Below are 22,637 nucleotides of genomic sequence, written 5' to 3' on the forward strand. Positions count from 1 at the left end.
CTGGTAGGGTGCGATGCGTCGGATACGCAGGGTGCTCGGGGTGGAGCACACTGCAAGCTAGGGGAGAGCTGATGACGACGGTCGTGGGTTGTGTCTGAGGGTCCGGTTTACGACCCGGGTGGGGATTGGGAACTGCCGGGGCCGAAGGGTGTCCCCCTCGCTGGGTCGTATGGGGCGGCGGGGTCGGGGTCGGGTTCCGGCTCCGGCGGGTTCGAGTACGACGAGGCGACGCTTCGTGAGCTGATGCACGAATGGAACGACCTGGCGAACGAGTTCAAACACGACCAGGATCAAGCACTGACGCTCACCCGCGTAAAAGGCCCAGGGCTCGAGTACGCGAGTGGCGGCAACGCGGAAAAAATTCATCAATCCGGCGAAGCTCTGCTGTCGACACTTGCCGCTCGGGAAGAATACTGCCGCAACATGGCCGCCAGGTTCGAAGCCGCCTTGGGTAAGTACGCGCGCGCCGAGGATGCTCACACCACGGGAATCACGCAAACCGGAGGCAGTCTCTGATGCGCCGTACTGTCTTGATGTTCAGCGCGTTGCTGCTCGTGGCGGCAGGGTGCTCCACCACCAATCCGGGCACTCCGTCGGCTGTCAGCTCTGCCTCAGGCACGGTCTCACCGTCCGAAAGCACCAGCGCGGTTCCGGGGCCAGGTGTTCCCAAGGTGACGCATCCGATTGACGTAGCGCGCTTCAAACAGGAGCCGTGTGGCGCACTGACCGGCAGTCAAGTTGCCGCGCTTCTCGGGTCCGGCGTGTCAGGCAAGCCGGACCTACACGCACCCGCTGGGCCGACTTGCTCATGGGATTCAGCCGAAGTTTCCCAAGCGGGGATCGGAGTCATCTTCGTAAACGCCGATCACCTCGGGCTGACGAGCGTCTATCAGGCGAAGGATACGAAGTATCATTTCTTCCAGCCCATGGAATCGGTCGACGGCTTCCCGCTCGTCGCCTATGGCGTGAGCGACGAACGAGCGACTCGTGGGCGGTGCGCGGTGGCGATCGGAGTGAGCGATACCCAGGCCGTCGACCTGCACATCGCACAGTCCGAGAAGAACATCGGCAAGAAGGATCCCTGTGGGGCGGCCCACGACATCGCCGCACAGGTTCTGGGCAACCTCCGCGGGGGGAACTGATGGCGACCGAGGGGCCGCTGACAGCGGCGGAGATCTACGAGCAGATCACCGGAGGCGAGGGCGTCGACTCGCTGGCTGATGCCCAGGATGGGGCCGCCCAGTTGACCGATCGGATGGTGGAACGCGCCCAGCGGATCAGTGCTCTCCGGGCCAAGACCATGGCCGGCTGGCGGGGTGATGGTGGGGATGCTGCCGCCGATGCCACTCGGCCTCTTGTTCAGGCCGCTGCTGATGATGCCGTTCGCCTGCGGAATGCCCAGACCGCCGTCGCGGCTCAGATGGATGCCTTCGGGACCGCCAAGCATTCCGTGAAGCCCGTTGCTGCTCAGCCGCCGGAATTGGGGGCTGATGATGTTCTGCATGTGCTCACCGGGCAAGGGTGGGATTCCTACAACACCAAAGTGGCCGGGTGGCAGGCCGACAGCCAGGCCAACATCGACGCCTTCAGTGCCTACCACTCCGCCAGCACCGCCAACGGCGGCCAGATGCCCTCCCAGTACGCCCAGCTCACCGATTCCGGCGCCCCCGTCTCCATGACGACCTCCGCCCGCACCCCCGGCCCCACCGACACCGGGGACTGGCCGCTGAATCCGCGGCAAACCCGCGTTCCCGCCCAGGATCGGCAGAGCGCTCGGCCCGGGCAGGACCACGTCACCGGTGGGAACCTCGACCCGAACCAGATACCGAACCAGCCGAATCAGCCGAACCAACAAGTCCAGCAGAACCGGCCCATCCCGCAGAACCAGGTCCGGCCGCCCGGAACGACCCCCTCCGACGCCACCCACGCCAACAGCTACGTCCCCCGGCCCGTCCTCCCCGCCGCTCAGGGTGGGTATGAGTTCGGGCCCACCGGGCAGCCCGTCAGCAACCTCACCGGTACCAACTGGCCCGACGGGTTCGGCCCCGGCACCGGAACCTACGGCGGGTACCAAACCGGCACGGGCACTGGCACCGGACCGGGAACGCCGGGCACACCAGGAACCAACACCGGCACAGGGAACCGCCCCGGCATGCGGTCCCCAGGCACCCCAGGCGGCAGCAGCGGCGCCCGCCTTCCCGAAGAACGCTTCCCCGGCACCTCCCCCGCCCGCGGCTCCGCCGGCCCCCGCGGCGCCAACGGGCTCCCCATGGGCGCCCCCGCCAATGGGCGCGGGGGCAAAGAAGAAGACCGCGAAAAGAAGACCGCGCCCTACCTGCGCAACCCCGATCCCGACGAAACCTTCGGCGGCTTCATCGAGAAACCCATGCCACCGGTCATCGGCGAAAACCGGAACAAGAACCGATGACCGCTGTCTTCTCGCTGAACAGCCTCCTGACCGCCATGCGGCACGTCGGCTGCGGTGATCCGCACCCCGTTTTCGCGAAAGGGCTCCGGTACATCCCACCGGCAGCCAAGGACCAGATCACCCGAAGGGCCGTGGAAGAACTCGGCCCCTACGGTTTCACCCGAGGAAACGGCTTCACGCCCGAATTCGAAGACGTCCTGCACCTCATCGACCACCCGGCCCAGGAGTACGTCGCCCACGCCCGGGACACCACCGGGCAGATCGGGGTGCTCGTCGCCGTCAAAGGCCGGAGCAAGGTCTGCGTTGTCTGCCGGGGCGATCAGGTCGAACTCACCGATGTCGACACCCACCCCGCCGATGCCCTCGTCGCGCAGCTGCCCGGCTACCGGCCCGCGGACATCAGGCCCTTTTCGCTTCCGCAGGCCGACTTTCAGCCACAAAACGAAAGCGACATCTTCGACGACGCTCCCGCGCGCAGCCGGGAAGCCCAGGAACTCGACGCTCTCTTCCAGCAACCCCACTACGGCGTCGGGCAACTCCAGACGAACGACAAAACCGTCAGCTACCTCGACCTGCGCGAAGGCCGTATCGGCATCGCGCTCGCTGACGGCTACATCAGCGTGCTGCCCGGCGAGCCGCACCAACTGAGCCGAAAACTGAAATAGGGCCGCCACTCCCCGAAGAGAGTGGCGGCCCCAAGAACCAAACCTCAGAAAGCGAACCCGCCCGAACCCGCCCAGCCGAGCGCGAACGCCGGGACCAGGCCCAGCACTAGCGTCACCGCCGTGCCCAGGAAGATCGCCGTTCCGGTGCCGAAGCCCGGGACCGATACCGACGGGCCGTCCGCCGCCGGCTCCGAGAAGTACATCAGGACGATCACGCGCAGGTAGAAGAACGCGGCCACCGCGCTGAACACCAGGGCCACCACCACCAGCGGGGCCATTCCGTCCGACAGCGCCGCCGAGAACACCACGAACTTGCCGACGAAACCGGACGTCAACGGAATACCGGCCAGCGCCAACAGCAAGAACGTGAACACGCCCGCCACCAGCGGTGAGCGCTTGGCGAGACCCGCCCACGCCGACAGGTGCGTCGCCTCGCCCGAGGAGTCCCGGACCAGGCTGATCACCCCGAACGCCGCCAGCGTCGTGAAGCCGTACGCCAGCAGGTAGAACAGCGTGCTCGACAACCCGTCGCGAGTCATCGCGATCGCGCCCACCAGCAGGAAGCCCGCGTGCGCGATCGACGAGTACGCCACCATGCGCTTGACGTCCGTCTGGGTCAGGCCCAGCACCGCGCCGATCACCATCGAGATGATCGCCACGCCCCAGAGAACTCCGCGCCACTCCCACGAAGTCGACGAGAACGCCACCGACAGCACCCGCAGGATCCCGCCGAACGCCGCGACCTTCGTGCACGCCGCCATGAACGCCGTCACCGGCGTCGGCGCGCCCTGGTACACGTCCGGGGTCCAGGTGTGGAACGGGCCGACCGAACCCTTGAACAGCAGGCCGACCACCAGCAGACCCAGGCCGGCGAACAGCAGCGTGTCCGACCGGTCCGAACCGGCCGCCGCGGCCGCGATGTCGCCCAGCTTCACCGAGTTCGCGTAGCCGTACAGCAGCGCCAGCCCGTACAGGAAGAACGCCGAGGAGAACGCGCCCAGCAGGAAGTACTTGACCGCTGCTTCCTGCGACAGCAGCCGGCGGCGCCGCGCGAGGCCGCACATCAGGTACAGCGGCAGCGAAAGCACTTCCAGCGCGATGAACATCGTCAGCAGGTCGTTCGCCGCGGTGAACGCCATCATGCCGCCGAGCGCGAACAGCGTCAGCGGGAACACCTCGGTCTGCATCACCGTCGCCGTCTGCGCGCGGTCCTGGACCGTGCCCGGGCGGATGCCCGCCTGGGCGACGAGCGCGCCGCCCGGCTCGACCACGCGGTCGGAGATCAGCAGCACCGCGCCGATCGCCAGCGCCAGCAGCGTGCCCCAGAGGAACAGCGCCGGCCGGTCGATCGAGATCGCGCCGCTGAACGTCGTCACGCCACCCGCGGGCGCGCTGCCCGTCGCGTAGATGATCAGGCTGACACCGGAAGCCACGATCGCCGCCAGGCTCAGGCCCACCTGGATGCCGAACCGCGACCGCTTCGCCGCGAACGCCTCGACCAGCACGCTGACGCACGCCGCACCGAGGACGATCAGCACCGGCAGCACCGCCGGATAGTCGATCGACGGCGTCGCGATCGGCGCCGGCGCCTGGGTCAGGAGGATGTCGAGCACTTTTACCTGCCTCCCTGGACCGCGGACAGCGTCTGCTGCACCGTCGGGGTGACTGTGTCGAGCACCGGCTTCGGGTAGAAGCCGAGAACGATGATCAGCACGACCAGCGGCGCGAGGATCGCGATCTCACGGCCGTTCAGATCGCGGATCGCCTTCTTCGCACCCAGCTCCGGCGCGATCGCGGTGCCCGGGCCCCCGCCGACGCCCACGAGCGCGTCACCGCGGACCGGGCCCTGGAAGACCCGCTGGTAGAGCCACAGGACGTACGCCGCGGCCAGGACCATGCCCACCGTGGCGAGGATCGTGTACACCGGATGGTCCACAAAGGACCCGATGAGCACCAGGAACTCCGAGACGAACGAGTTCGTGCCCGGCAGCGAAAGCGTGGACAGACCCGCCAGGAGGAACAGGCCCGCGAGCAGCGGAGTCACCTTCGCCATGCCGCCGTAGTCCGAGATGCGCGACGACCCGCCGCGCGCGATCACCAGGCCGATCACCACGATCAGCATGCCGGTCGCCAGGCTGTGGTTCAGCATGTACGTCGCCGAGCCGACCATCGCCTGCTCGTTGAACGCGAAGATGCCCAGCGAGATGAAGCCGAAGTGGGCGATGGACACGTAGGCGATGAACCGCTTCATGTCCCGCTGCCCCGCGGCGAGGATCGAGCCGTACAGGACGCCGATCACCGAGAGCACCAGCACCAGCGGGGCGAGGGTCTTGCTCGCCTGGGGGAACATCGGCAGGCAGTAGCGCAGGAACCCGAACGTGCCGACCTTGTCCAGCACGCCCACCAGCAGGACGGCGACGCCGATCGGCGCCTCCCCCGCCGCGTCGGGCAGCCAGGTGTGGAACGGCACCAGCGGCGCCTTGATCGCGAAGGCCAGGAAGAACCCGAGGAACAGCCAGATCTGCGTGGACAGCGGCGCGTCGCGGACGACCGTGACCAGCGTGGCCCAGTCGAAGGTGCCGTGCCCGATCTTGTCCTTCGCCAGCGAGTACGCCCCGATCGCCGACGCCAGCATGATCAGGCCGCCGAGGAACGAGTACAGGAAGAACTTCACCGCCGCGTACTGCCGGTTCGCGCCGCCGTAGCCGCCGATCAGGAAGTACATCGGGATCAGCATGATCTCGAACAGCACGTAGAACAGGAAGACGTCGGTCGCGGCGAACACGCCGATCGTGAGCGCTTCCTGCAGCAGGATCAGCGAGAGGAACCCGCCCGCGCTGCGGTCCGCCGGGAGCTTGTCCAGCGTGCCGAGCCCGCCCACGACGATCGGCACCAGCAGCGCGATCACCGCGATCATGATCAGCGAGATGCCGTCGGTGCCGAACGCGATGTGCACCCCGAAGCTCGGGATCCAGTCGAAGCTCGACGTCATCTGCAGCCGCGCGCCCGAGGGCGAGTAGCTGAGCCAGAACGGGATGATCAGCACCAGCTCGAGGATGGAGAAGCCCAGCGCGGCCAGCACCGCGGCGCGGTCGTTCCCCTTGAGGAACGCCAGCACGCCGGCGCCGGCGAGCGGCACCAGGATGAGGATGAGCAACCAGGTCATCAGGAGAACCTCACCAGCAGGAGAGCCGCCAGAAGCAGGAACGTGCCGCCCAGCATCGACAGCGCGTACGACCGGACGAACCCGGTCTGCAGCCGCCGCAGCCGGCCGGACCCGCCGCCGAGCCCGGCGGCCAGGCCGTTGACCGCGCCGTCGACGCCGCGGTTGTCGACGTACACCAGCGCCCGCGAGAGCCAGGTGCCCGGGCGGGCGACCAGCGTCTCGTTGAGGGCGTTGCCGTAGAGGTCCTTGCGCGCGGCCCGGGTGACGAACGAGACCCGCTGGGGCTGCTCGACCGGGACGTCACGGCGGAAGATCAGGTACGCGAGGGCGACGCCGAGCAGCGAGAGCACGACCGCCGCCACCGAGATCACCCAGGCGTCCACCGGCAGGTGGTGCGCCTCCTCCAGCTCACCGACCGACGGAGTCAGCCAGTCGCTGAAGCGGTGGCCGAGGGCGAAGAACGCGCCGGCGCCGACCGAGCCGATCGCCAGGACCGCCATCGGGATCCACATGACCGACTTCGACTCGTGCGGGTGGAAGTCGTGGCCGTCCGCGCTCTTGAGGTCCTTCCAGCGTTCCTTGCCGAAGAACGTCATCACCATCAGGCGGGTCATGTAGAAGGCGGTGAGCCCGGCGCCCAGCAGAGCGGCGCCGCCCATCACCCAGCCGCGCCAGCCACCCTGGCCGAACGCCGCTTCGATGATCGCGTCCTTGGTGAAGAAGCCCGACAGCGGCGGGATGCCGATCAGGGCCAGGTAGCCGAGGCCGAAGGTGATGAAGGTGATCGGCATGTGCTTGCGCAGCCCGCCGAACTTCCGCATGTCGACTTCGTCGTTCATGGCGTGCATGACCGACCCGGCCCCGAGGAACAGCCCGGCCTTGAAGAAGCCGTGCGCGACGAGGTGCATGATGCCCAGCGCGTAGGCGATCGGCCCGAGGCCGACGGCCAGCATCATGTAGCCGATCTGGCTGACCGTCGAGTACGCGAGGACCTTCTTGATGTCGTCGTACGCGCAGCCGATGATGCACCCGAGCAGCAGGGTCACCGTGCCGACCAGCGTGACGATGAGGCGGCCGTCCTCGGTGGCGTTGAAGATGTCCTTCGAGCGGGCCACCAGGTAGACCCCCGCGGTCACCATCGTCGCCGCGTGGATCAGGGCCGACACCGGGGTCGGGCCCTCCATCGCGTCCGGGAGCCAGGCCTGCAGCGGGAACTGGCCGGACTTACCGCAGGCACCCAGCAGGAGCAGGATCGCCATCGCGGTGATCGCGCCCGGCGAGAACTTGCCGTCGCCGACCGCCTGGAAGACCTGCGCGTAGCCGGTCGAACCCGCGTACTTGAACATGATGAAGATCGCCAGCGCGAGGCCGACGTCCCCGACGCGGTTCATCAGGAACGCCTTCTTCGCCGCGGTGGCGGCGGACGGGCGGCCCTGGTACCAGCCGATCAGCAGGTAGGACGCGAGACCCACGCCTTCCCAGCCGAGGTAGAGCGTCACGAAGCTGTTGCCCAGCACCAGGATCAGCATCGACGCGACGAAGAGGTTGAGGTACGCGAAGAAGCGGTACCGGCCCTCGTCGTCGGCCATGTAGCCGATCGAGTAGTAGTGGATCAGCATGCCGACGCCGGTGATGAGCAGGACGAACGTCAGCGACAGCGCGTCGATCCGCAGCCCGAAGTCCACCTGCAGCTGGCCGACCGGGATCCACGAGTAGAGCTTGACGTCGGACGTCGTGCTCGTGTTCGCGCTGAAGAACAGAATCAGCCCGTAGATGAAAGCCAGGGTGACGGTGGCACAGCCGAGCAGATGCCCCCAGGCCTTGGCGCGCTTCCCCGCCAGCAAGAGGATCAGGGCGCCGAGGGCGGGGAGGGCCACCAGCAGCCACGATGATGCGGTCACTCGGGGGTCTCCTAGTACTTCAGCAGGTTGGTGTCGTCGACCGAGGCCGAGCGCCGGGTGCGGAAGATGGCCATGATGATCGCCAGGCCGACCACGACCTCGGCGGCCGCGACGACCATGACGAAGAACGCCATGATCTGGCCGTCGAGCCCGCCGTTGATCCGGGCGAAGGTGACCAGCGACAGGTTCACCGCGTTGAGCATCAGCTCGATGCACATGAACACGACGATCGCGTTGCGCCGCACCAGCACGCCGACCGCGCCGAGCGAGAACAGCAGCGCCGACAGCAGCAGGTAGTACGTCGGGGTCATGCCTTCTCCCCTTCCGAAGCACCTTCCGGCGCGGCTTCCGAGCCGACCAGCGCGTGCGCGTCCGCGTGCGGGCCCTCGTCGGCGACGAGCTTGCGTTCCTTCGCCAGCTCGATCGCCGAGGTGGACTCGATGATCGCCGAGAGCGACTCCGGCGCGATCGAGCCGTCCGGCAGCAGCGCCGGCGTCGCGACCGAGTTGGCGGTCGCGAAGACACCCGGGCCAGGCAGCGGCGACGGCCGGTCGTGCTCACCGCGGAAGCGCAGCAGCACCAGTTCGCGCTGCGAGAGCTTGCCGCCCTTGCCGTGCCGGTCGGTGAAGGCCAGCACCATCGCGCCGATGGCGGCGGTGATGAGCAGCGCCGACGTCAGCTCGAACGGGAACAGGTAGTCGGTGAAGATCAGCCGGCCCAGGCCCTTCGGCCCGCCGCCCGCCGGGGTGGCGGAGTCGAGCGGGATGGCCGGGGTGACGTTGGCCAGCGCCCGGTAGATGCCGGTGGCCAGCAGCGCGGCGATCCCGATGCCGAGCACGGTCGCGGCCAGCCGCTGGCCGCGGAGGACTTCGACGACCGAGTCGGAGCTCTCCCGGCCGACCAGCATCAGCACGAACAGGAACAGCATCATGATCGCGCCGGTGTAGACGATGATCTGGGTGAACCCGAGGAACGGCGCCGACTGGATCATGTACAGCGCACCCAGGCTCAGCATCGTCAGGACCAGCCACAGCGCCGAGTGGACGGCGTTGCGGGAGAAGATCATGCCGAGCGCGCCGAGCAGCGAGAGCGGGCCGAGGATCCAGAACGCCACGGCCTCGCCGGTGGAGACACCGGCCGACGCGTTCGGCGCGGCGGCCAAGACTGCGGAGATCACTTGACGCCCTCCCCGCGAGCCAGTTCGGGGCCATTCACGTAGTAGTCCTGCTCGTTCTCGCCGAGCCGCATCGGGTGCGGCGGCTGCTCCATGCCGGGCAGCAGCGGGGCGAGCAGGTCCTCCTTCGTGTAGATCAGCCGCTGGCGGTCGTCGTCGGCCAGCTCGTAGAAGTTGATCATCGTGAGCGACCGGGTCGGGCACGCCTCGATGCACAGGCCACAGCCGATGCAGCGCAGGTAGTTGATCTGGTAGTCCTTGCCGTACCGCTCGCCCGGCGAGAACCGGGCCTCCTCGGTGTTGTCACCGCCCTCGACGAAGATCGCGTCCGCCGGGCACGCCCACGCGCACAGCTCGCAGCCGACGCACTTCTCGAGGCCGTCCGGGTGGCGGTTCAGCTGGTGCCGTCCGTGGTACCGCGGCGCGGCCGGCGCGCCGGCCTCCGGGTACTCCTCGGTGGCGACCTTCTTGAACATCATCCCGAAAGTGACGCCGAAGCCCTTGACGGGATCAAGAAACCCCATCTTGCGCTCCTTCCTGTGCGGTACCGACGGCCGCCGGCTTGCGGCGGGCCGCCTTCGCCTCGGCCTTGGCCAAAGCCCTCTGACGCGGGGTGGTCTGCGGGACCTTGAGGTCCAGCGGCGGGACCGGGAAACCGCCGCCGGTCACCGGGATCGACTCGCTCTCTTCCTCGCGGCCCGCGGCGCGGACGTAGAAGAACAGCGCGAGGACGATGAAGATGGCGACCGCGGCGATGATGATCGTCGTGACGTTCCAGGTGATCACCTTCGCGAAGGTCACCATGACGATCCACACCAGGTTCAGCGGGACCAGGACCTTCCAGCCCAGCCGCATGAACTGGTCGTAGCGCAGGCGGGGCAGCGTGCCGCGCAGCCAGATGAACCCGAACAGCAGGACGAACATCTTCGCGAAGAACCACAGCACCGGCCACCAGCCGGTGTTGAGGACGTTGTTCCCGATCAGCGACAGCGGCCACGGGGCCATCCAGCCGCCGAGGAACAGCGTGGTCGCGAACGCCGAGACGATCACCATGTTGACGTACTCGGCGAGAAAGAACATCGCGAACTTCATCGAGCTGTACTCGGTGTGGAACCCGCCGACCAGCTCCGACTCGGCCTCCGGGAGGTCGAACGGCGCCCGGTTGGTCTCGCCGACCATCGAGATCAGGTAGATCACGAAGCTGGGGACCAGGTAGAGGAACCACGCCGGCTGCTGCTTGCCGACGATGTCGGCCAGGTTCAGCGACCCGGCCTGCAGGATCACCGCGACGATCGACAGGCCCATCGCGATTTCGTAGGAGATCACCTGCGCCGCGCTACGCATGCCGCCGAGCAGCGGGTACGGCGAGCCGGACGACCAGCCGGCGAGCACGATGCCGTAGACGCCGATCGAGGAGCAGGCCAGGATCACCAGCGCGCTGACCGGCAGGTCGAGCAGCTGCAGCACGGTCCGTTCGCCGAAGATCGACACGACCGGGCCGAACGGGATGGCCGACAGCGCGATCAGCGACGGCACCACGCAGACGACCGGGGCGAGGAAGTACACCTTGCGGTCGGCGGTGTCCGGGATGATCTGTTCCTTGAACGGCAGCTTGATCGCGTCCGCCAGCGACTGCAGGTAGCCGCCCGGGCCGACCCGGTTGGGGCCGGGCCGGTTCTGCATCCGGCCGACCGCCTTGCGCTCCCAGACGATCAGGAAGATCGTCATGATCGGCCCGATCAGCAGGATGACCACGCACTTGAGCAGGATCAGCCACAACGGGTCGTCGGCCAGCAGCGCCGCCCGCGTCGCCGCGTCGGGAACACTCCCGACAGCAGCTTCGGTCAGCAGCGGGGTCATTGCCCACCTCCAGCGAGGTTCACGACGGCGCCGTGGCCGGCACCGAGCGTCTTGAACACGGCGGAGCCGTCCGAGTTGCCCGGCAGCCACACGACGCCGTCGGGCAGGTCGGCGATCTCCACCGGCAGCGTGATCGCGCCGCGTTCGGTACTGACCCGCACGGTGGTGCCGAGCCCGGCCGCGGTCGTCGCGGACAGCCGCGCGACCGGCGTGCGCTGGGTGCCCTTGAGGTGCGGCTCGCCGTCCTGCAGCGAACCGTTGTCGATCAGCTGGCGCCAGGTCGACAGGATCGCCTGGCCGGCCGCCGGCGTCGCGGGCGGCGCGACCTCGGCGGCGACGTAGCTCCAGCGCAGCGCCGAAGCCTGGCCCAGCTTCTCGAAGTCCCCGCGGGCGGCGGCCGGCGTCTGCGTGAACAGGTCCGCGTCCATCTCGACGGCGAGCGTGTCGAGCACCCGGCAGTCCGGCAGGGCGCCGGTGCCTTCGATGGTCGTGTCGAACGGGCGGGTGCGGCCCTCCCAGTTGAGGTAGCTGCCGGACTTCTCGTCCGACGCGGCCACCGGGAGGACGACGTCCGCGCGCTCGGTCACCGCGCTGTGCCGCAGTTCGAGGCTGACCACGAACCCGGCGGCACCCAACGCGCGCAGCGCGAGGTCCGGGTCCGGCAGGTCGTACGGATCGACACCGCCGACGACCAGGCCGCCGAGCTCGCCGGCCGAAGTGGCCAGCAGGATGTCGGTCGTGTCGCGGCCCGGAGTGGCCGGGAGCGGCACGCCCCAGGCGTTTTCGACGGCGACGCGGGCGGCGTCGTCGCCGACCCGGCGGCCGCCGGGCAGCAGCGACGGGACGCACCCGGTCTCCAGCGCGCCCCGGTCACCGGCGCGGCGCGGGATCCACGCGAGCCGGACGCCGGTGCGCTCGACCAGGTCGTGGAGGGCGGCGAACAGGCCGGGGATCGCGGCGGCGCGCTCGCCGACCAGGACGACGGCACCTTCGCCCCGCAGGGCCTCGTCGAGGTCCGGCGCGTGCTTGGCGATGCCCTCGACGGCCGCGGCTTCCTGGCCGGGGACGCAGGCGAGCAGCTCACCGAACGTCTTGCGCACCGACGACGTCGTCCACTGTCCCAAGTGGACGACCCGGGTCCTGTTCCGGCGGGCCGCCTTGCGCAGCCGCAGGAACACGATCGGGGCCTCGTCCTCGGGCTCGAAGGCGACGCACAGGACCGTGCGGGCCCGCTCGATCTCGCCGAAGGTGACGCCGGACTCCGGCGTCACGCCCACGACGTGCGAGGTGAGGAACGCGAGTTCCTCGGCGGAGTGCGGGCGGGCGCGGAAGTCGACGTCGTTGGTCCGCAGGGCGACGCGGGCGAACTTCGAGTACGCGTAGGCGTCCTCGACGGTCAGCCGGCCACCGGGCAGCACGCCGACCCCGCCGTTGGCCCGGGCTTCGACGAGCCCGGCGGCCGCGGCGCGCAGCGCGTCGGTCCAGGACGCTTCTTCCAGCTCACCGGTCTCGCGGTTGCGGACCAGCGGACGCCGGATGCGGTCCTCGGCACCGGTGTAGCGGAAGGCGAACCGGCCCTTGTCGCAGATCCACTCCTCGTTGACCTCGGGGTCGTCGCCGGCCAGCTTGCGCTGGACCTTGCCGCGCCGGAAGTCGGTCCGCTCGGCGCAGCCGGACGAGCAGTGCTCGCACACGCTCGGCGCGGACACCAGGTCGAACGGGCGGGAGCGGAACCGGTAGGCCGCGCTGGTCAGCGCGCCGACCGGGCAGATCTGGATGACGTTGCCGGAGAAGTAGCTCTGGAACGGCTGCCCGGACGTCGTCCGCGAAGCCAGGTCCAGCACGTCCGCCGTCTCCGCGGTGCCGATCTGCTGGTGGGCGCCGCGTTCGAGGAGCTCGATGAACGGGTCGCCGGCGATCTCGCGGGAGAACCGGGTGCAGCGCTGGCAGAGCACGCAGCGTTCGCGGTCCAGCAGCACCTGCGTCGAGATCGGGAGCGGCTTCGGGAACGTCCGCTTGGTGTCGACGAACCGGGACTCGGTGCGGCCGTGGGCCAGGGCCTGGTTCTGCAGCGGGCACTCGCCGCCCTTGTCGCAGACCGGGCAGTCCAGCGGGTGGTTGATGAGCAGGAGCTCCATCACGCCCTGCTGGGCCTTGTCCGCGACCGGCGACGTCAGCTGCGTCTTGACGACCATGCCGTCGGCGACGGTCATCGTGCAGGACGCCTGCGGCTTCGGCATCGGCCGGCCGCCCATCTCGACCTCGACCAGGCACTGGCGGCAGGCGCCCGCCGGGTCGAGGAGCGGGTGGTCGCAGAACCGCGGGATGACCGTGCCGAGGCGCTCGGCCGTGCGGATGATCAGCTCGCCCTTGGGGGCGATGACCTCTTCGCCGTCGATGACCAGCTTGACGTGGCCTTCGGGGACCGGCGTCTCGGTGGTTTCGGGCTTGTCGGGCGCGATCGTCATGATGCCTGCGCTCCCACGAGTTCGGGCTTGGTCTGTTCGTGCCGGTTCGCTTCGCACAGCGCGAGGAACTCTTCGCGGAAGTACTTGATGCCGCTGGTGATCGGCGACACCGCGCCGTCGCCGAGTGCGCAGAACGACCGGCCGAGGATGTTGTCGCAGACGTCGAGGAGGGTGTCGATGTCCTCTTCGGTGCCGTGGCCCTCGACCATCCGCTCGAGGATCTGCACCAGCCAGTACGTGCCTTCGCGGCACGGCGTGCACTTGCCGCAGGACTCGTGCTCGTAGAACTGCGTCCACTTCATCACGGCCCACGGCACCGACACGGTCTCGTTGAAGACCTGGACGGCGGTGGTGCCGAGCATCGACCCGGCTTCCGCCGCGCCTTCGAAGTCCAGCGGGACGTCGAGGTGCTCGGCGGTGAACATCGGCGTCGAGGAGCCGCCCGGGGTCCAGAACTTGAGCGGGATGCCGTCCTTCATGCCGCCCGCCATGTCCAGCAGCTCGCGCAGCGTGGTGCCGAGCGGGCACTCGTACTGGCCGGGCTTCTCGACGTGGCCGGAGATCGAGTAGATCTTCGGGCCGGGCGACTTCTCGCGGCCCATCTCGCGGAACCAGCTGGAACCGGCGTTGACGATGTAGGGCGCGCTGGCGATGGTCTCGACGTTGTTGACCGTGGTCGGCGCGGCGTACAGACCCGCGGCGGCCGGGAACGGCGGCTTGAGCCGGGGCTGGCCGCGACGGCCTTCGAGGGAGTCGAGCAGGGCCGTCTCTTCGCCGCAGATGTACGCGCCCGCGCCCGCGTGGACGGTGATCTTGAGGTCAAAGCCGGAGCCGAGGATGTTCTCGCCGAGGTAACCCGCCGCTTCGGCCTCGCGCACGGCCGCGTTGAGGCGGCGGATGCAGTGCAGGGCCTCGCCGCGGACGTAGATGAAGCAGTGGTTGGACCGCATCGCGTACGAGGCGATGATGCAGCCCTCGATGAGCGAGTGCGGGTCCGCCATCATCAGCGGGATGTCCTTGCAGGTGCCCGGCTCGCCCTCGTCGGCGTTGATCACCAGGTAGTGCGGCTTGTCGAAGTTCGGCGGCATGAACGACCACTTGATGCCGGCCGGGAAGCCCGCGCCGCCGCGGCCGCGCAGGCCGGAGTCCTTGATCAGCTGGACGAGCTGCTCCGGCGTTCCGGCCAGGGCCTTGCGGATGGCGGTGTAGCCCTCGAGGGCCTCGTACTGGCCGATCTGCCAGGAGTTCGGCGACAGCCAGCGCTTCGTGAGGACGGGGGTAATGGGGTCGGCCATTACTTCTTCTCCACTTCCGGCAGGGGGACGTCGGACGCTGCCGGGGCGACCCAGCCGCGGTCCTGCGCGAGCTGCGCGCCCCGCAGCGTCTCGACGGCCTGCGACGGGCCGTCGACGTCCGCGCGGTAGGTCGCTTCGTCCTCCGGGAAGAACCCGGCGAGCTGGAGTTCGGCGCCCTTGAAGTTCGTCAGCGGGGCCCCGCGCGTCGGCGCCGGCTTCTTGCCCGCCTGCAGGGCGTCGACCAGCGCGACGGCCTTTTCCTCGGTCTGGTTGTCGAAGTACTCGTAGTTGACCTGGATGACCGGCGCGAGGTCGCAGGCCGCGAGGCACTCGGCGTGCTCGAGCGTGATCGAGCCCGGCTCGTTCGGCGTGCCCGCGGTCTCGTTGTGCCCCAGGGGGTTCTCCTCGGAGCCGAGGTGCGTCCGGAGCCTCTTGTAGATCGCGTCGCCGCCCATGGCCGCGCACAGGGTGTTGGTGCAGACGCTCACGAGATGCTCGCCGCACGGGCGGCGCTTGTACATCGTGTAGAACGTCGCGACCGCGCTGACCTCGGCGTCGGACAGGTCGAGCTGCTGCGCGCAGAACGCGATGCCCTCCTGGCTGACGTACCCCTGCACCGACTGCACGAGGTGCAGCATCGGCAGCAGCGCCGAACGCGACATCGGGTAGCGCGCGATCAGCTCCTGCGCCTTCGCGTGGATGTCCGCGTCGAAGATGTCTTCCAGCGGCGTCTCGGTGATGATCCCGGCGGCCACCGCGGGGTCCGGCGCGATGGCGACGACGTCGGTGTCCGCCGACGCCGCCGCGTACGTCGTCGCCGCGTCCTTCGGCCCCGGCTCGGGGAACGTTGAGGTCATCGGTCCACTCCCCCCATGACGGGGTCGATCGAGGCGATGGCGGCGATCACGTCCGCCACCAGGCCGCCTTCGGCCATTGCGGGCATCGACTGCAGGTTCACGAAGCTCGGGTCCCGCACGTGGACGCGGACGGGCCGCGTGCCGCCGTCGGACACCAGGTGCACGCCCAGCTCGCCGCGCGGCGACTCCACCGAGGCGAAGACCTGGCCCGGCGGCACCTTGAAGCCCTCGGTGACCAGCTTGAAGTGGTGGATCAGGGACTCCATCGACTGGCCCATGATCTTCTTGACGTGCTCGAGCGAGTTGCCCATGCCGTCGCTGCCGATGGACAGCTGCGCCGGCCACGCGATCTTCTTGTCCTCGACCATCACCGGGCCCGGCTCGAGCTTCTCGAGGCACTGCTCGATGATCTTGAGGCTCTCGTGCATCTCGTGCACGCGGATCAGGTAGCGCGACCAGCAGTCGGCGCCGTTGTCCACGGGCACGTCGAAGTCGAACTCGTCGTAGCAGGAGTACGGCTCGGTCTTGCGCAGGTCCCACGGCAGGCCGGCGGACCGGAGCACCGGGCCGGTGACGCCGAGCGCGAGGCACGCGTCGACCGGCAGGTAGCCCACGCCCTTGAGCCGGTTGCGCCAGATCGGCTGCCCGGTGAAGAGCTTGTCGTACAGCGGAAGGCGCTGCTTCATCGTCTTGACGAATTCAGTGACCTTCTCGCGGTAGTCGGCCGGCATGTCCTGCGCGAGGCCGCCGGGCCGGATGAACGCGTGGTTCATCCGCAGGCCGGTCAGGTGCTCCAGCAGGTGCAGCACCTCTTCGCGCTCGCGGAAGCCGAGCGTCATCGCGGTGGTGGCGCCGAGCTCCATGCCGCCGGTGGCGATGTAGACCAGGTGCGAGCCGATCCGGTTGATCTCCAGCAGCAGCACGCGCAGCAGCTGCGCGCGCCGCGGGGCTTCGATCCGGAGCAGCTTCTCGACGCCGAGGCAGTACGCCATCTCCGTCGACAGCGGGGCCAGGTAGTCCATCCGCGTCACGAACGTGACGCCCTGGGTCCAGGTCCGGTACTCGCAGTTCTTCTCGATGCCGGTGTGGAGGTAGCCGATGACCGACCGCAGCTGCGTGACGGTCTCGCCCTCCATCTCCAGCACGAGCCGGAGCACGCCGTGCGTCGACGGGTGCTGCGGGCCCATGTTGATGACCATGCGCTCGTCGTGCGCAGCGTCGGCGATGACGTCGTCCCAGTCGCCGCCGGAGACCGTGTAGACGCGGCCTTCGGTGGTGTCGCGGGAGTCGGCGTAGCCGACGTTGTCGGTGCCCGCCTTGTCGTCGGTGCTGTCGCTGCCTTCGGCCGTGGTCGAGGTGCCCGTGGTGACGTCGGAAAGGTTCTCGGTGCTGCTCACGAGTACGACCTCCGCTGGTCCGGCGGCGGGATCTCCGCGCCCTTGTATTCGACCGGGATCCCGCCGAGCGGGTAGTCCTTGCGCTGGGGGTGGCCGTCCCAGTCGTCCGGCATCAGGATCCGGGTCAGCGCCGGGTGGCCGTCGAAGACGATCCCGAACATGTCCCAGGTCTCCCGCTCCTGCCAGTCGGCGGTCGGGTAGAGCTCCACCAGCGACGGCACGTGCGCGTCGTCGACGTCGAGGGTGACCTCGAGCCGGATCCGGCGCCGGTAGGTCAGCGACGTGAAGTGGTACACCGCGTGCAGCCGCTGCGGGACGTCGACGCCGTAGTCCACCCCGGACACCGAGGACAGCAGCTCGAACCGGAGGCCGCCGTCGTCGCGCAGCGCCTTCGCGATCGCGGGCAGGTGCTCGCGGGCGACGTAGAAGGTGATCTCGCCGCGGTCGACCGTCGTCTGCAGGATCGCCTCGGCGGGGATCTTCCGGTCGGACAGGGCGGCGTAGAACTCGTCGGCGAACTGGTCGAACCAGCCGCCGTACGGGCGCTCGGCCGGCGCGGGGGTGTAGGCCGGGAGCCGGACGCCGCCGTAGCCGGAGGTGTCGCCGGTGCCGCGGACGCCGAACATGCCCTGGCGTTCGCGACCGGTGACGACCGCTTCGGCCGAGCCCGGGCCCTTCGCCGTCAGGCCGGTTTCGGAACGCTCGGCGCTGGACTGCTCTTCGCCGGGTTGGGGGTTCTCAGTCATCGCTCTACTTCTTCGCGTACTTGATCGACGACGCGACGAGCTCGGTCCGGGCCCCGCTCGCGGCGCGGATGGCGGCGCGGCGGGCGTTGATCGGCTCGTCCTGGATCTTGGCGTGCAGCTTGAGGATCGCGTCCAGCAGCATCTCCGGCCGCGGCGGGCAGCCGGGCAGGTACATGTCGACCGGCACGATGTGGTCGACGCCCTGGACCACCGCGTAGTTGTTGAACATGCCGCCGGAGGAGGCGCAGACGCCCATCGCGAGGACCCAGCGCGGCTCGGCCATCTGGTCGTAGATCTGGCGCAGGACCGGGGCCATCTTCTGCGTGACGCGGCCGGCGACGATCATCAGGTCGGCCTGCCGCGGCGTCGCGCTGAAGCGCTCCATGCCGAAGCGGGCGATGTCGTAGCGGGAACCGCCGACCGTCATCATCTCGATCGCGCAGCAGGCGAGGCCGAAGGTGGCGGGCCAGAGCGAGTTCTTGCGCGCCCAGTTGACGAGGCCTTCGAGGCTGGCCAGCAGGATGCCGTTGGGGAGTTTTTCTTCCAGGCCCATGGGTCTAGTTCCAATCCAGGCCGCCGCGCCGCCACACGTAGGCGTACGCGAAGCCGACCGTCGCGATGAACAGCAGGATCTCCACCAGGCCGAACGTGCCCAGCGCGTCCGCCTGCACGGCGAACGGGTAGAGGAAGACCATCTCGATGTCGAACAGGATGAACAGCATCGCGGTGATGTAGTACGCGACCGGCATCCGCCCGGCGCCGACGAGCGGCTGCGGGGACGGCTCGATGCCGCACTCGTAGGCGGACAGCTTGGCTTTGTTGTACCGGCTGGGGCCGACGAGCGGCCCGAGCAGGACCGACAGCACGGCGAACGCCAATGCCAGCACGAACAACAGGACCAGGGGCAGGTAGGGCTTCAGGCTCGGGGCCTCTTGCGCCAGCTGCACCGTGTCGGTCCGGGTCAGCAACGTCAGCACGGGGTCTTCGCCATCCTTTCCGCGCCGATGCGGTTGTGCTTGTGGTGGGAACCGCGTGGCCTCGTCGGCACCCTAAGGGACCTGGGTCACACCGCCGAGGGTCAGGGTCTCCTTACGGCCCGTGGCTGGACCGGGTGGGAGGGTACGCAGCGCTTGTGAAATAGTTCACAAGCCACTCGTCGTGGATGTGAAGGGATTCACAAAGCATGGGGGGAGTCTAGGACGCGACTCACACTCTTGTCCCTAGTACCCCGGCTTATCAGGGTCGCCTAAGTTGCGGCGCCATCGTTGTCACGGGTCGGCAACACCGCGCGTGCGACCTGCGCGAAGGGCGTCGGAGATCGCGTACCGGGCGGACAAAACGGGCGTTGACCTGTGATCTATCCCACTGACCGCACGGCCAACTTGCTGGGCCACTCGTGTGTCCGCGCGCGAGAAAGCGCCCCAATTTGGCCTTCGGTGCGTCTCACGCACCCAAGGCGGCCTTCGGTGCGTGAGACGCAACCAAGGCCGCCTTGGGGCGCTTGAAAGCCGGGGTCAGCGCGGGCTCGGAGTCACCTTCGCGAGGGCCGCGATGAGGCGGTCGACGCCGTCGCCGCCCTTGGCGTCGTAGCAGCCCGAGAGGCCCTTGTAGACCAGCGGGAGGAGCTTGTTGATGCGCAGCCCGTACTTCGTGCACGCGTGCATGATCTTCGGCTTGCCGATGATCTTCGCGAAGACGTTGCCCAGGGCGTAGTAGCCGCCCATCAGCTCGCCGACCGCCCGCGGGTACGCCTCCAGCGCCCGCTCCCGCGAAGGCCCTTCGCGCCGCGCCAGGGCCTGCACGACGACCTCCGCCGCGATCTGCGCGGACTCCATCGCCGCCGAGATGCCTTCGCCGTTGAACGGGCTCACCATGCCGCCCGCGTCGCCGAGCAGCAGCAGGCCGTCGCGGTAGTGCGGGGTGCGGTTGAAGCCCATCGGCAACCCCGCGCCGCCGACCTTGCCGATCGCGTTCTCCTCGCGGTAGCCCCACTCCTCCGGCGTCCCGTCGAGCCACTGGCGCAGCAGCGCGCGGTAGTCCGTGTTCCGGAAGGAAGCCGACGTCGACAGCATGCCGAGGCCGACGTTGACCGTGCCGTCGCCGAGCGGGAACGCCCAGCCGTAGCCCGGCAGCAGCTTCGGGTTCCGCGGGTCGGAGCGGTCCCACAGCTCGAGGTGGCCCTCAATGAACGGGTCGTCGTGCCGCGGGCTCTTGTAGTACTGGCGCACGGCCACGCCCATCGGGCGCTTCTCGTTCTTCTGGATGCCGACGCTGAGCGCGAGCCGTGCGGACACGCCGTCGCAGGCCAGCACCAGCGGCGCGCGGTAGTGCACCGGCGTCTTCTCCGGCCCGACCTTCGCCTCGACGCCGACCACGCGCCCGCTCGCGTTCGTGATCGCGCTGGTGACGGTGGTGCGCTCGTACAGCCGCGCGCCCGCCTTCACGGCGAGCTTCGCGAGGAGGTCGTCGAAGTCGTGGCGGGTGCGGGAAACGCCGTACGGCGGGTAGCTCGTCAGGTCCGGCCAGTCGAGCTCCAGCGTCAGGTCGCCGGTGAGGATGCGCAGGCCGCGGCTGTGCACCCAGCCCGCGTCCTCGCTCGTGTCGATGCCCAGGTCGATGAGCTGCTTGACGCCGCGGGGGGTCAGGCCGTCGCCGCAGACCTTCTCGCGCGGGAACTCGGTCTTTTCCAGCAGGAGGACGTCGACGCCCGCGCGGGCCAGGTAGGTGGCCACGGTGGACCCGGCGGGTCCGGCGCCGACGACGATGACTTCGGCGTCCTGGTCTGCGGTGCGTCGCGTCATATGCGCGAGTTTAGGCAGGCTTTCGCGCGCGGTGGATCGCCACGACCCCGAATGTGAGGTTCAACCACTCGACGTCGGTCCAGCCCGCGCTCGCGATGATCTCGCCGAGCGTCCGCTGGTCGGGCCAGGTGAGCATCGATTCGGCCAGGTAGGAGTACGCCTCGGGGTTCGACGACGTCCGGCTGCCCACCCAGGTCAGCAGCTTGAGGACGAACCGCCGGTGGACGAACCGGATGGGCGCGAACGGCGGCGTCGAGACCTCGCAGACGACCAGCCGGCCGCCCGGCTTGACCACCCGGGCGATCTCGCTGAGCGCGGCCTTCGGGTCGACGAAGTTGCGCAGCGCGAGGGAGATCGTCACGGCGTCGAAGCTCTCGTCCGCGAACGGCAGGTTGAGCGCGTCGGCGGCAACCATCGGCACGTTCCGGTGCAGGCCCGCGCGCAGCATTCCGAAGGAGAAGTCCGCGGCCAGGCACCAGGCGCCCCCGCGGGCGTACTCGACGGTGGAGACCCCGGTGCCGGCGGCGAGGTCGAGGACCTTTTCGCCACGGCGGGCGTCGAGCACGCGGGCGGTGGTGGTGCGCCAGCGCCGGTCGAAGCCGAAGGTCATGAACGAGTTCGCCCGGTCGTACCCGGACGCGACGCCGTCGAACATCGCGGCGACTTCGTGCGGGTTCTTGTCCAGGCTTGCGCGTGACATACGTCGAGATTAGTCGCTGGATCAGCGGCGACTGACGCGCAGTACCAAGGTCGCGCGTAACCAGCCGCCGGGCCGTCAGCCGAATGTGGCCAGCATCCCGGCCACCGCCGCGGGCCAGGTGAACTCCTCCGCCCTCGCCCGCGCCGCCGCCCTGCGCAAGTCCTCCGGCCGGTCCAGGAGCCCGGTCACCGCTTCCGCGAACGCGGGCGCGTGGTCGTCCACCGCCGCGCCGCAGCCCGGCCGCACGATCTCCCGCAGGGCCGACGACGCCGACACCACCACCGGCGTCCCGGACGCCAGGGCCTCCAGCGCGGCCAGCCCGAACGTCTCGTGCGGCCCCGGCGCCAGCGACACGTCCGCGCTGGCCAGCAGCCGGGCGACGTCGCGACGACCCGGCAGGAACCCCAGGAACGTCACCGGCAGCCCGCGCGCCCGGCGCTCCAGCGCCCGCCGCCGCGGCCCGTCGCCCGCCACCACCAACCGGACCTTCGCGCCCGCCTCGGTCAGCGAAGCGACGGTGTCCACGCTGCGCTCCACGTGCTTCTCCGGCGACAGCCGGCCACAGTGGACCAGCAGGGCGTCCGCGCCGGAGGCCAGGTCGGTGCGCCAGCCGTCGTCGCGCATGGCGGGCCGGAACGTCGTGAGGTCGACACCGAGCGGCACCCGGCGGACGTTCGGCGCGGCGATCCGGTCGAACTCCGCGCGCGCGAACGCCGTCGTGCAGACGACCGTGTCGTAGCTCGCCGCCATCCGCCGGTTCGCGACGTCCGCCACCCGGCGGGCCACCGGCGCGGGCAGCAGGAACTGTTCCAGCAGGCGGTCGAGGCGTTCGTGGGAGATCACCGTGCTGGGCACGCCGTGGCGGCTCGCCCAGCCGCCCATCCCCCGCAGCGTCAGCCGGTCGGACACCTCCAGGCGGTCCGGTTCGAGCCGCCGCAGCACCGCGCGGACCCGGTGCGGGTCGACGGCCCGGTAGCCGCCGGTGCCCGGGATCTTCGGCGCGGGCAGGGAAAACCGGCGGACCCCGGTCGGCAGGACCTCGTCGGCGTACCGGCGGCCGGGCACGACGAGCGTCACTTCGTGCCCGTTGGCGACGTAGCCGGCGCCGAGGTGGTGCAGTGCCGTGCGCAGGCCGCCCGAGCGCGGGCCGTAGAAGTTGGCGAGCTGGACGATGTGCAT

21 protein-coding genes are annotated in these 22,637 nt (G+C 69.3%); 4 read left to right on the top strand and 17 right to left on the bottom strand.

Annotated elements, in window-relative coordinates; genetic code table 11:
- The first annotated feature begins 243 nt into the window (after positions 1 to 243).
- Genes ACLJOU_RS00245 through ACLJOU_RS00260 form a run of 4 tightly spaced genes read left to right on the top strand, consistent with a single transcriptional unit; the run spans position 244 to position 3,093 of the window.
- Complete coding sequence (locus tag ACLJOU_RS00245; protein WP_410561760.1) at positions 244 to 516, top strand: hypothetical protein; 273 nt, start codon at positions 244 to 246, stop codon at positions 514 to 516.
- Positions 516 to 1,142: a DUF3558 domain-containing protein gene (locus tag ACLJOU_RS00250; RefSeq protein WP_410561762.1), complete on the top strand. Its 627-nt coding sequence runs from the start codon at positions 516 to 518 to the stop codon at positions 1,140 to 1,142. Before ACLJOU_RS00245 ends, ACLJOU_RS00250 begins: the two co-directional genes overlap by 1 nt.
- Entirely contained in the window at positions 1,142 to 2,428 is a 1,287-nt protein-coding gene (locus ACLJOU_RS00255) for a hypothetical protein (RefSeq protein WP_410561764.1), read from the top strand. Before ACLJOU_RS00250 ends, ACLJOU_RS00255 begins: the two co-directional genes overlap by 1 nt.
- Positions 2,425 to 3,093: an ESX secretion-associated protein EspG gene (locus ACLJOU_RS00260; RefSeq protein WP_410561767.1), complete on the top strand. Its 669-nt coding sequence runs from the start codon at positions 2,425 to 2,427 to the stop codon at positions 3,091 to 3,093. Before ACLJOU_RS00255 ends, ACLJOU_RS00260 begins: the two co-directional genes overlap by 4 nt.
- Before the next feature lie 44 nt (positions 3,094 to 3,137).
- Here ACLJOU_RS00260 and nuoN read toward each other — a convergent pair whose 3' ends face one another.
- The 17 genes from nuoN to ACLJOU_RS00345 all read right to left on the bottom strand — a co-directional run bounded on the left by nuoN (position 3,138) and on the right by ACLJOU_RS00345 (position 22,637).
- Positions 3,138 to 4,706 (bottom strand): NADH-quinone oxidoreductase subunit NuoN, encoded by a 1,569-nt coding sequence (gene nuoN, locus ACLJOU_RS00265; protein WP_410561768.1) that lies wholly within the window; start codon positions 4,704 to 4,706, stop codon positions 3,138 to 3,140.
- Positions 4,707 to 4,708: 2 nt separating this feature from the next.
- Positions 4,709 to 6,259 (bottom strand): NADH-quinone oxidoreductase subunit M, encoded by a 1,551-nt coding sequence (locus ACLJOU_RS00270; RefSeq protein ID WP_410561770.1) that lies wholly within the window; start codon positions 6,257 to 6,259, stop codon positions 4,709 to 4,711.
- On the bottom strand, positions 6,259 to 8,160 hold the full coding sequence (gene nuoL / locus ACLJOU_RS00275) for an NADH-quinone oxidoreductase subunit L (protein WP_410561772.1): 1,902 nt from the start codon (positions 8,158 to 8,160) through the stop codon (positions 6,259 to 6,261). Before nuoL ends, ACLJOU_RS00270 begins: the two co-directional genes overlap by 1 nt.
- Before the next feature lie 11 nt (positions 8,161 to 8,171).
- On the bottom strand, positions 8,172 to 8,471 hold the full coding sequence (nuoK, locus tag ACLJOU_RS00280) for an NADH-quinone oxidoreductase subunit NuoK (protein WP_363999543.1): 300 nt from the start codon (positions 8,469 to 8,471) through the stop codon (positions 8,172 to 8,174).
- The gene (locus ACLJOU_RS00285; protein ID WP_410561774.1) at positions 8,468 to 9,337 is read right to left on the bottom strand and encodes an NADH-quinone oxidoreductase subunit J; all 870 of its coding nucleotides are present in this window, start codon (positions 9,335 to 9,337) and stop codon (positions 8,468 to 8,470) included. The genes nuoK and ACLJOU_RS00285 overlap by 4 nt, the downstream gene beginning before the upstream one ends.
- Complete coding sequence (gene nuoI / locus ACLJOU_RS00290; RefSeq protein WP_043783834.1) at positions 9,334 to 9,858, bottom strand: NADH-quinone oxidoreductase subunit NuoI; 525 nt, start codon at positions 9,856 to 9,858, stop codon at positions 9,334 to 9,336. The genes ACLJOU_RS00285 and nuoI overlap by 4 nt, the downstream gene beginning before the upstream one ends.
- Positions 9,845 to 11,194, bottom strand: coding sequence for an NADH-quinone oxidoreductase subunit NuoH (gene nuoH, locus ACLJOU_RS00295; protein ID WP_410561775.1), 1,350 nt, complete (start codon positions 11,192 to 11,194; stop codon positions 9,845 to 9,847). The genes nuoI and nuoH overlap by 14 nt, the downstream gene beginning before the upstream one ends.
- Positions 11,191 to 13,662, bottom strand: a complete 2,472-nt coding sequence (locus ACLJOU_RS00300) for an NADH-quinone oxidoreductase subunit G (protein WP_410561777.1) — start codon at positions 13,660 to 13,662, stop codon at positions 11,191 to 11,193. The genes nuoH and ACLJOU_RS00300 overlap by 4 nt, the downstream gene beginning before the upstream one ends.
- Positions 13,659 to 14,957, bottom strand: a complete 1,299-nt coding sequence (nuoF, locus tag ACLJOU_RS00305) for an NADH-quinone oxidoreductase subunit NuoF (protein ID WP_410561779.1) — start codon at positions 14,955 to 14,957, stop codon at positions 13,659 to 13,661. Before nuoF ends, ACLJOU_RS00300 begins: the two co-directional genes overlap by 4 nt.
- The gene (gene nuoE / locus ACLJOU_RS00310) at positions 14,957 to 15,814 is read right to left on the bottom strand and encodes an NADH-quinone oxidoreductase subunit NuoE (protein ID WP_410561782.1); all 858 of its coding nucleotides are present in this window, start codon (positions 15,812 to 15,814) and stop codon (positions 14,957 to 14,959) included. Before nuoE ends, nuoF begins: the two co-directional genes overlap by 1 nt.
- Positions 15,811 to 17,211: an NADH-quinone oxidoreductase subunit D gene (locus ACLJOU_RS00315; RefSeq protein ID WP_410561783.1), complete on the bottom strand. Its 1,401-nt coding sequence runs from the start codon at positions 17,209 to 17,211 to the stop codon at positions 15,811 to 15,813. Before ACLJOU_RS00315 ends, nuoE begins: the two co-directional genes overlap by 4 nt.
- Positions 17,208 to 17,957, bottom strand: coding sequence for an NADH-quinone oxidoreductase subunit C (locus ACLJOU_RS00320; RefSeq protein WP_410561786.1), 750 nt, complete (start codon positions 17,955 to 17,957; stop codon positions 17,208 to 17,210). The genes ACLJOU_RS00315 and ACLJOU_RS00320 overlap by 4 nt, the downstream gene beginning before the upstream one ends.
- Before the next feature lie 4 nt (positions 17,958 to 17,961).
- Positions 17,962 to 18,510, bottom strand: coding sequence for a NuoB/complex I 20 kDa subunit family protein (locus ACLJOU_RS00325; RefSeq protein WP_086678877.1), 549 nt, complete (start codon positions 18,508 to 18,510; stop codon positions 17,962 to 17,964).
- 4 nt (positions 18,511 to 18,514) lie between these two features.
- Positions 18,515 to 18,934, bottom strand: coding sequence for an NADH-quinone oxidoreductase subunit A (locus ACLJOU_RS00330; RefSeq protein ID WP_206790918.1), 420 nt, complete (start codon positions 18,932 to 18,934; stop codon positions 18,515 to 18,517).
- A 537-nt stretch (positions 18,935 to 19,471) separates the two neighbouring features.
- Entirely contained in the window at positions 19,472 to 20,758 is a 1,287-nt protein-coding gene (locus ACLJOU_RS00335; RefSeq protein ID WP_410561791.1) for a geranylgeranyl reductase family protein, read from the bottom strand.
- Positions 20,759 to 20,768: 10 nt separating this feature from the next.
- Positions 20,769 to 21,458, bottom strand: coding sequence for a class I SAM-dependent methyltransferase (locus ACLJOU_RS00340; RefSeq protein ID WP_410561794.1), 690 nt, complete (start codon positions 21,456 to 21,458; stop codon positions 20,769 to 20,771).
- A 75-nt stretch (positions 21,459 to 21,533) separates the two neighbouring features.
- Positions 21,534 to 22,637, bottom strand: a complete 1,104-nt coding sequence (locus ACLJOU_RS00345) for a glycosyltransferase (RefSeq protein WP_410561796.1) — start codon at positions 22,635 to 22,637, stop codon at positions 21,534 to 21,536.

Origin of the sequence: Amycolatopsis sp. cmx-4-61 (assembly GCF_046548775.1) — a bacterium.
Taxonomy (GTDB): domain Bacteria; phylum Actinomycetota; class Actinomycetes; order Mycobacteriales; family Pseudonocardiaceae; genus Amycolatopsis.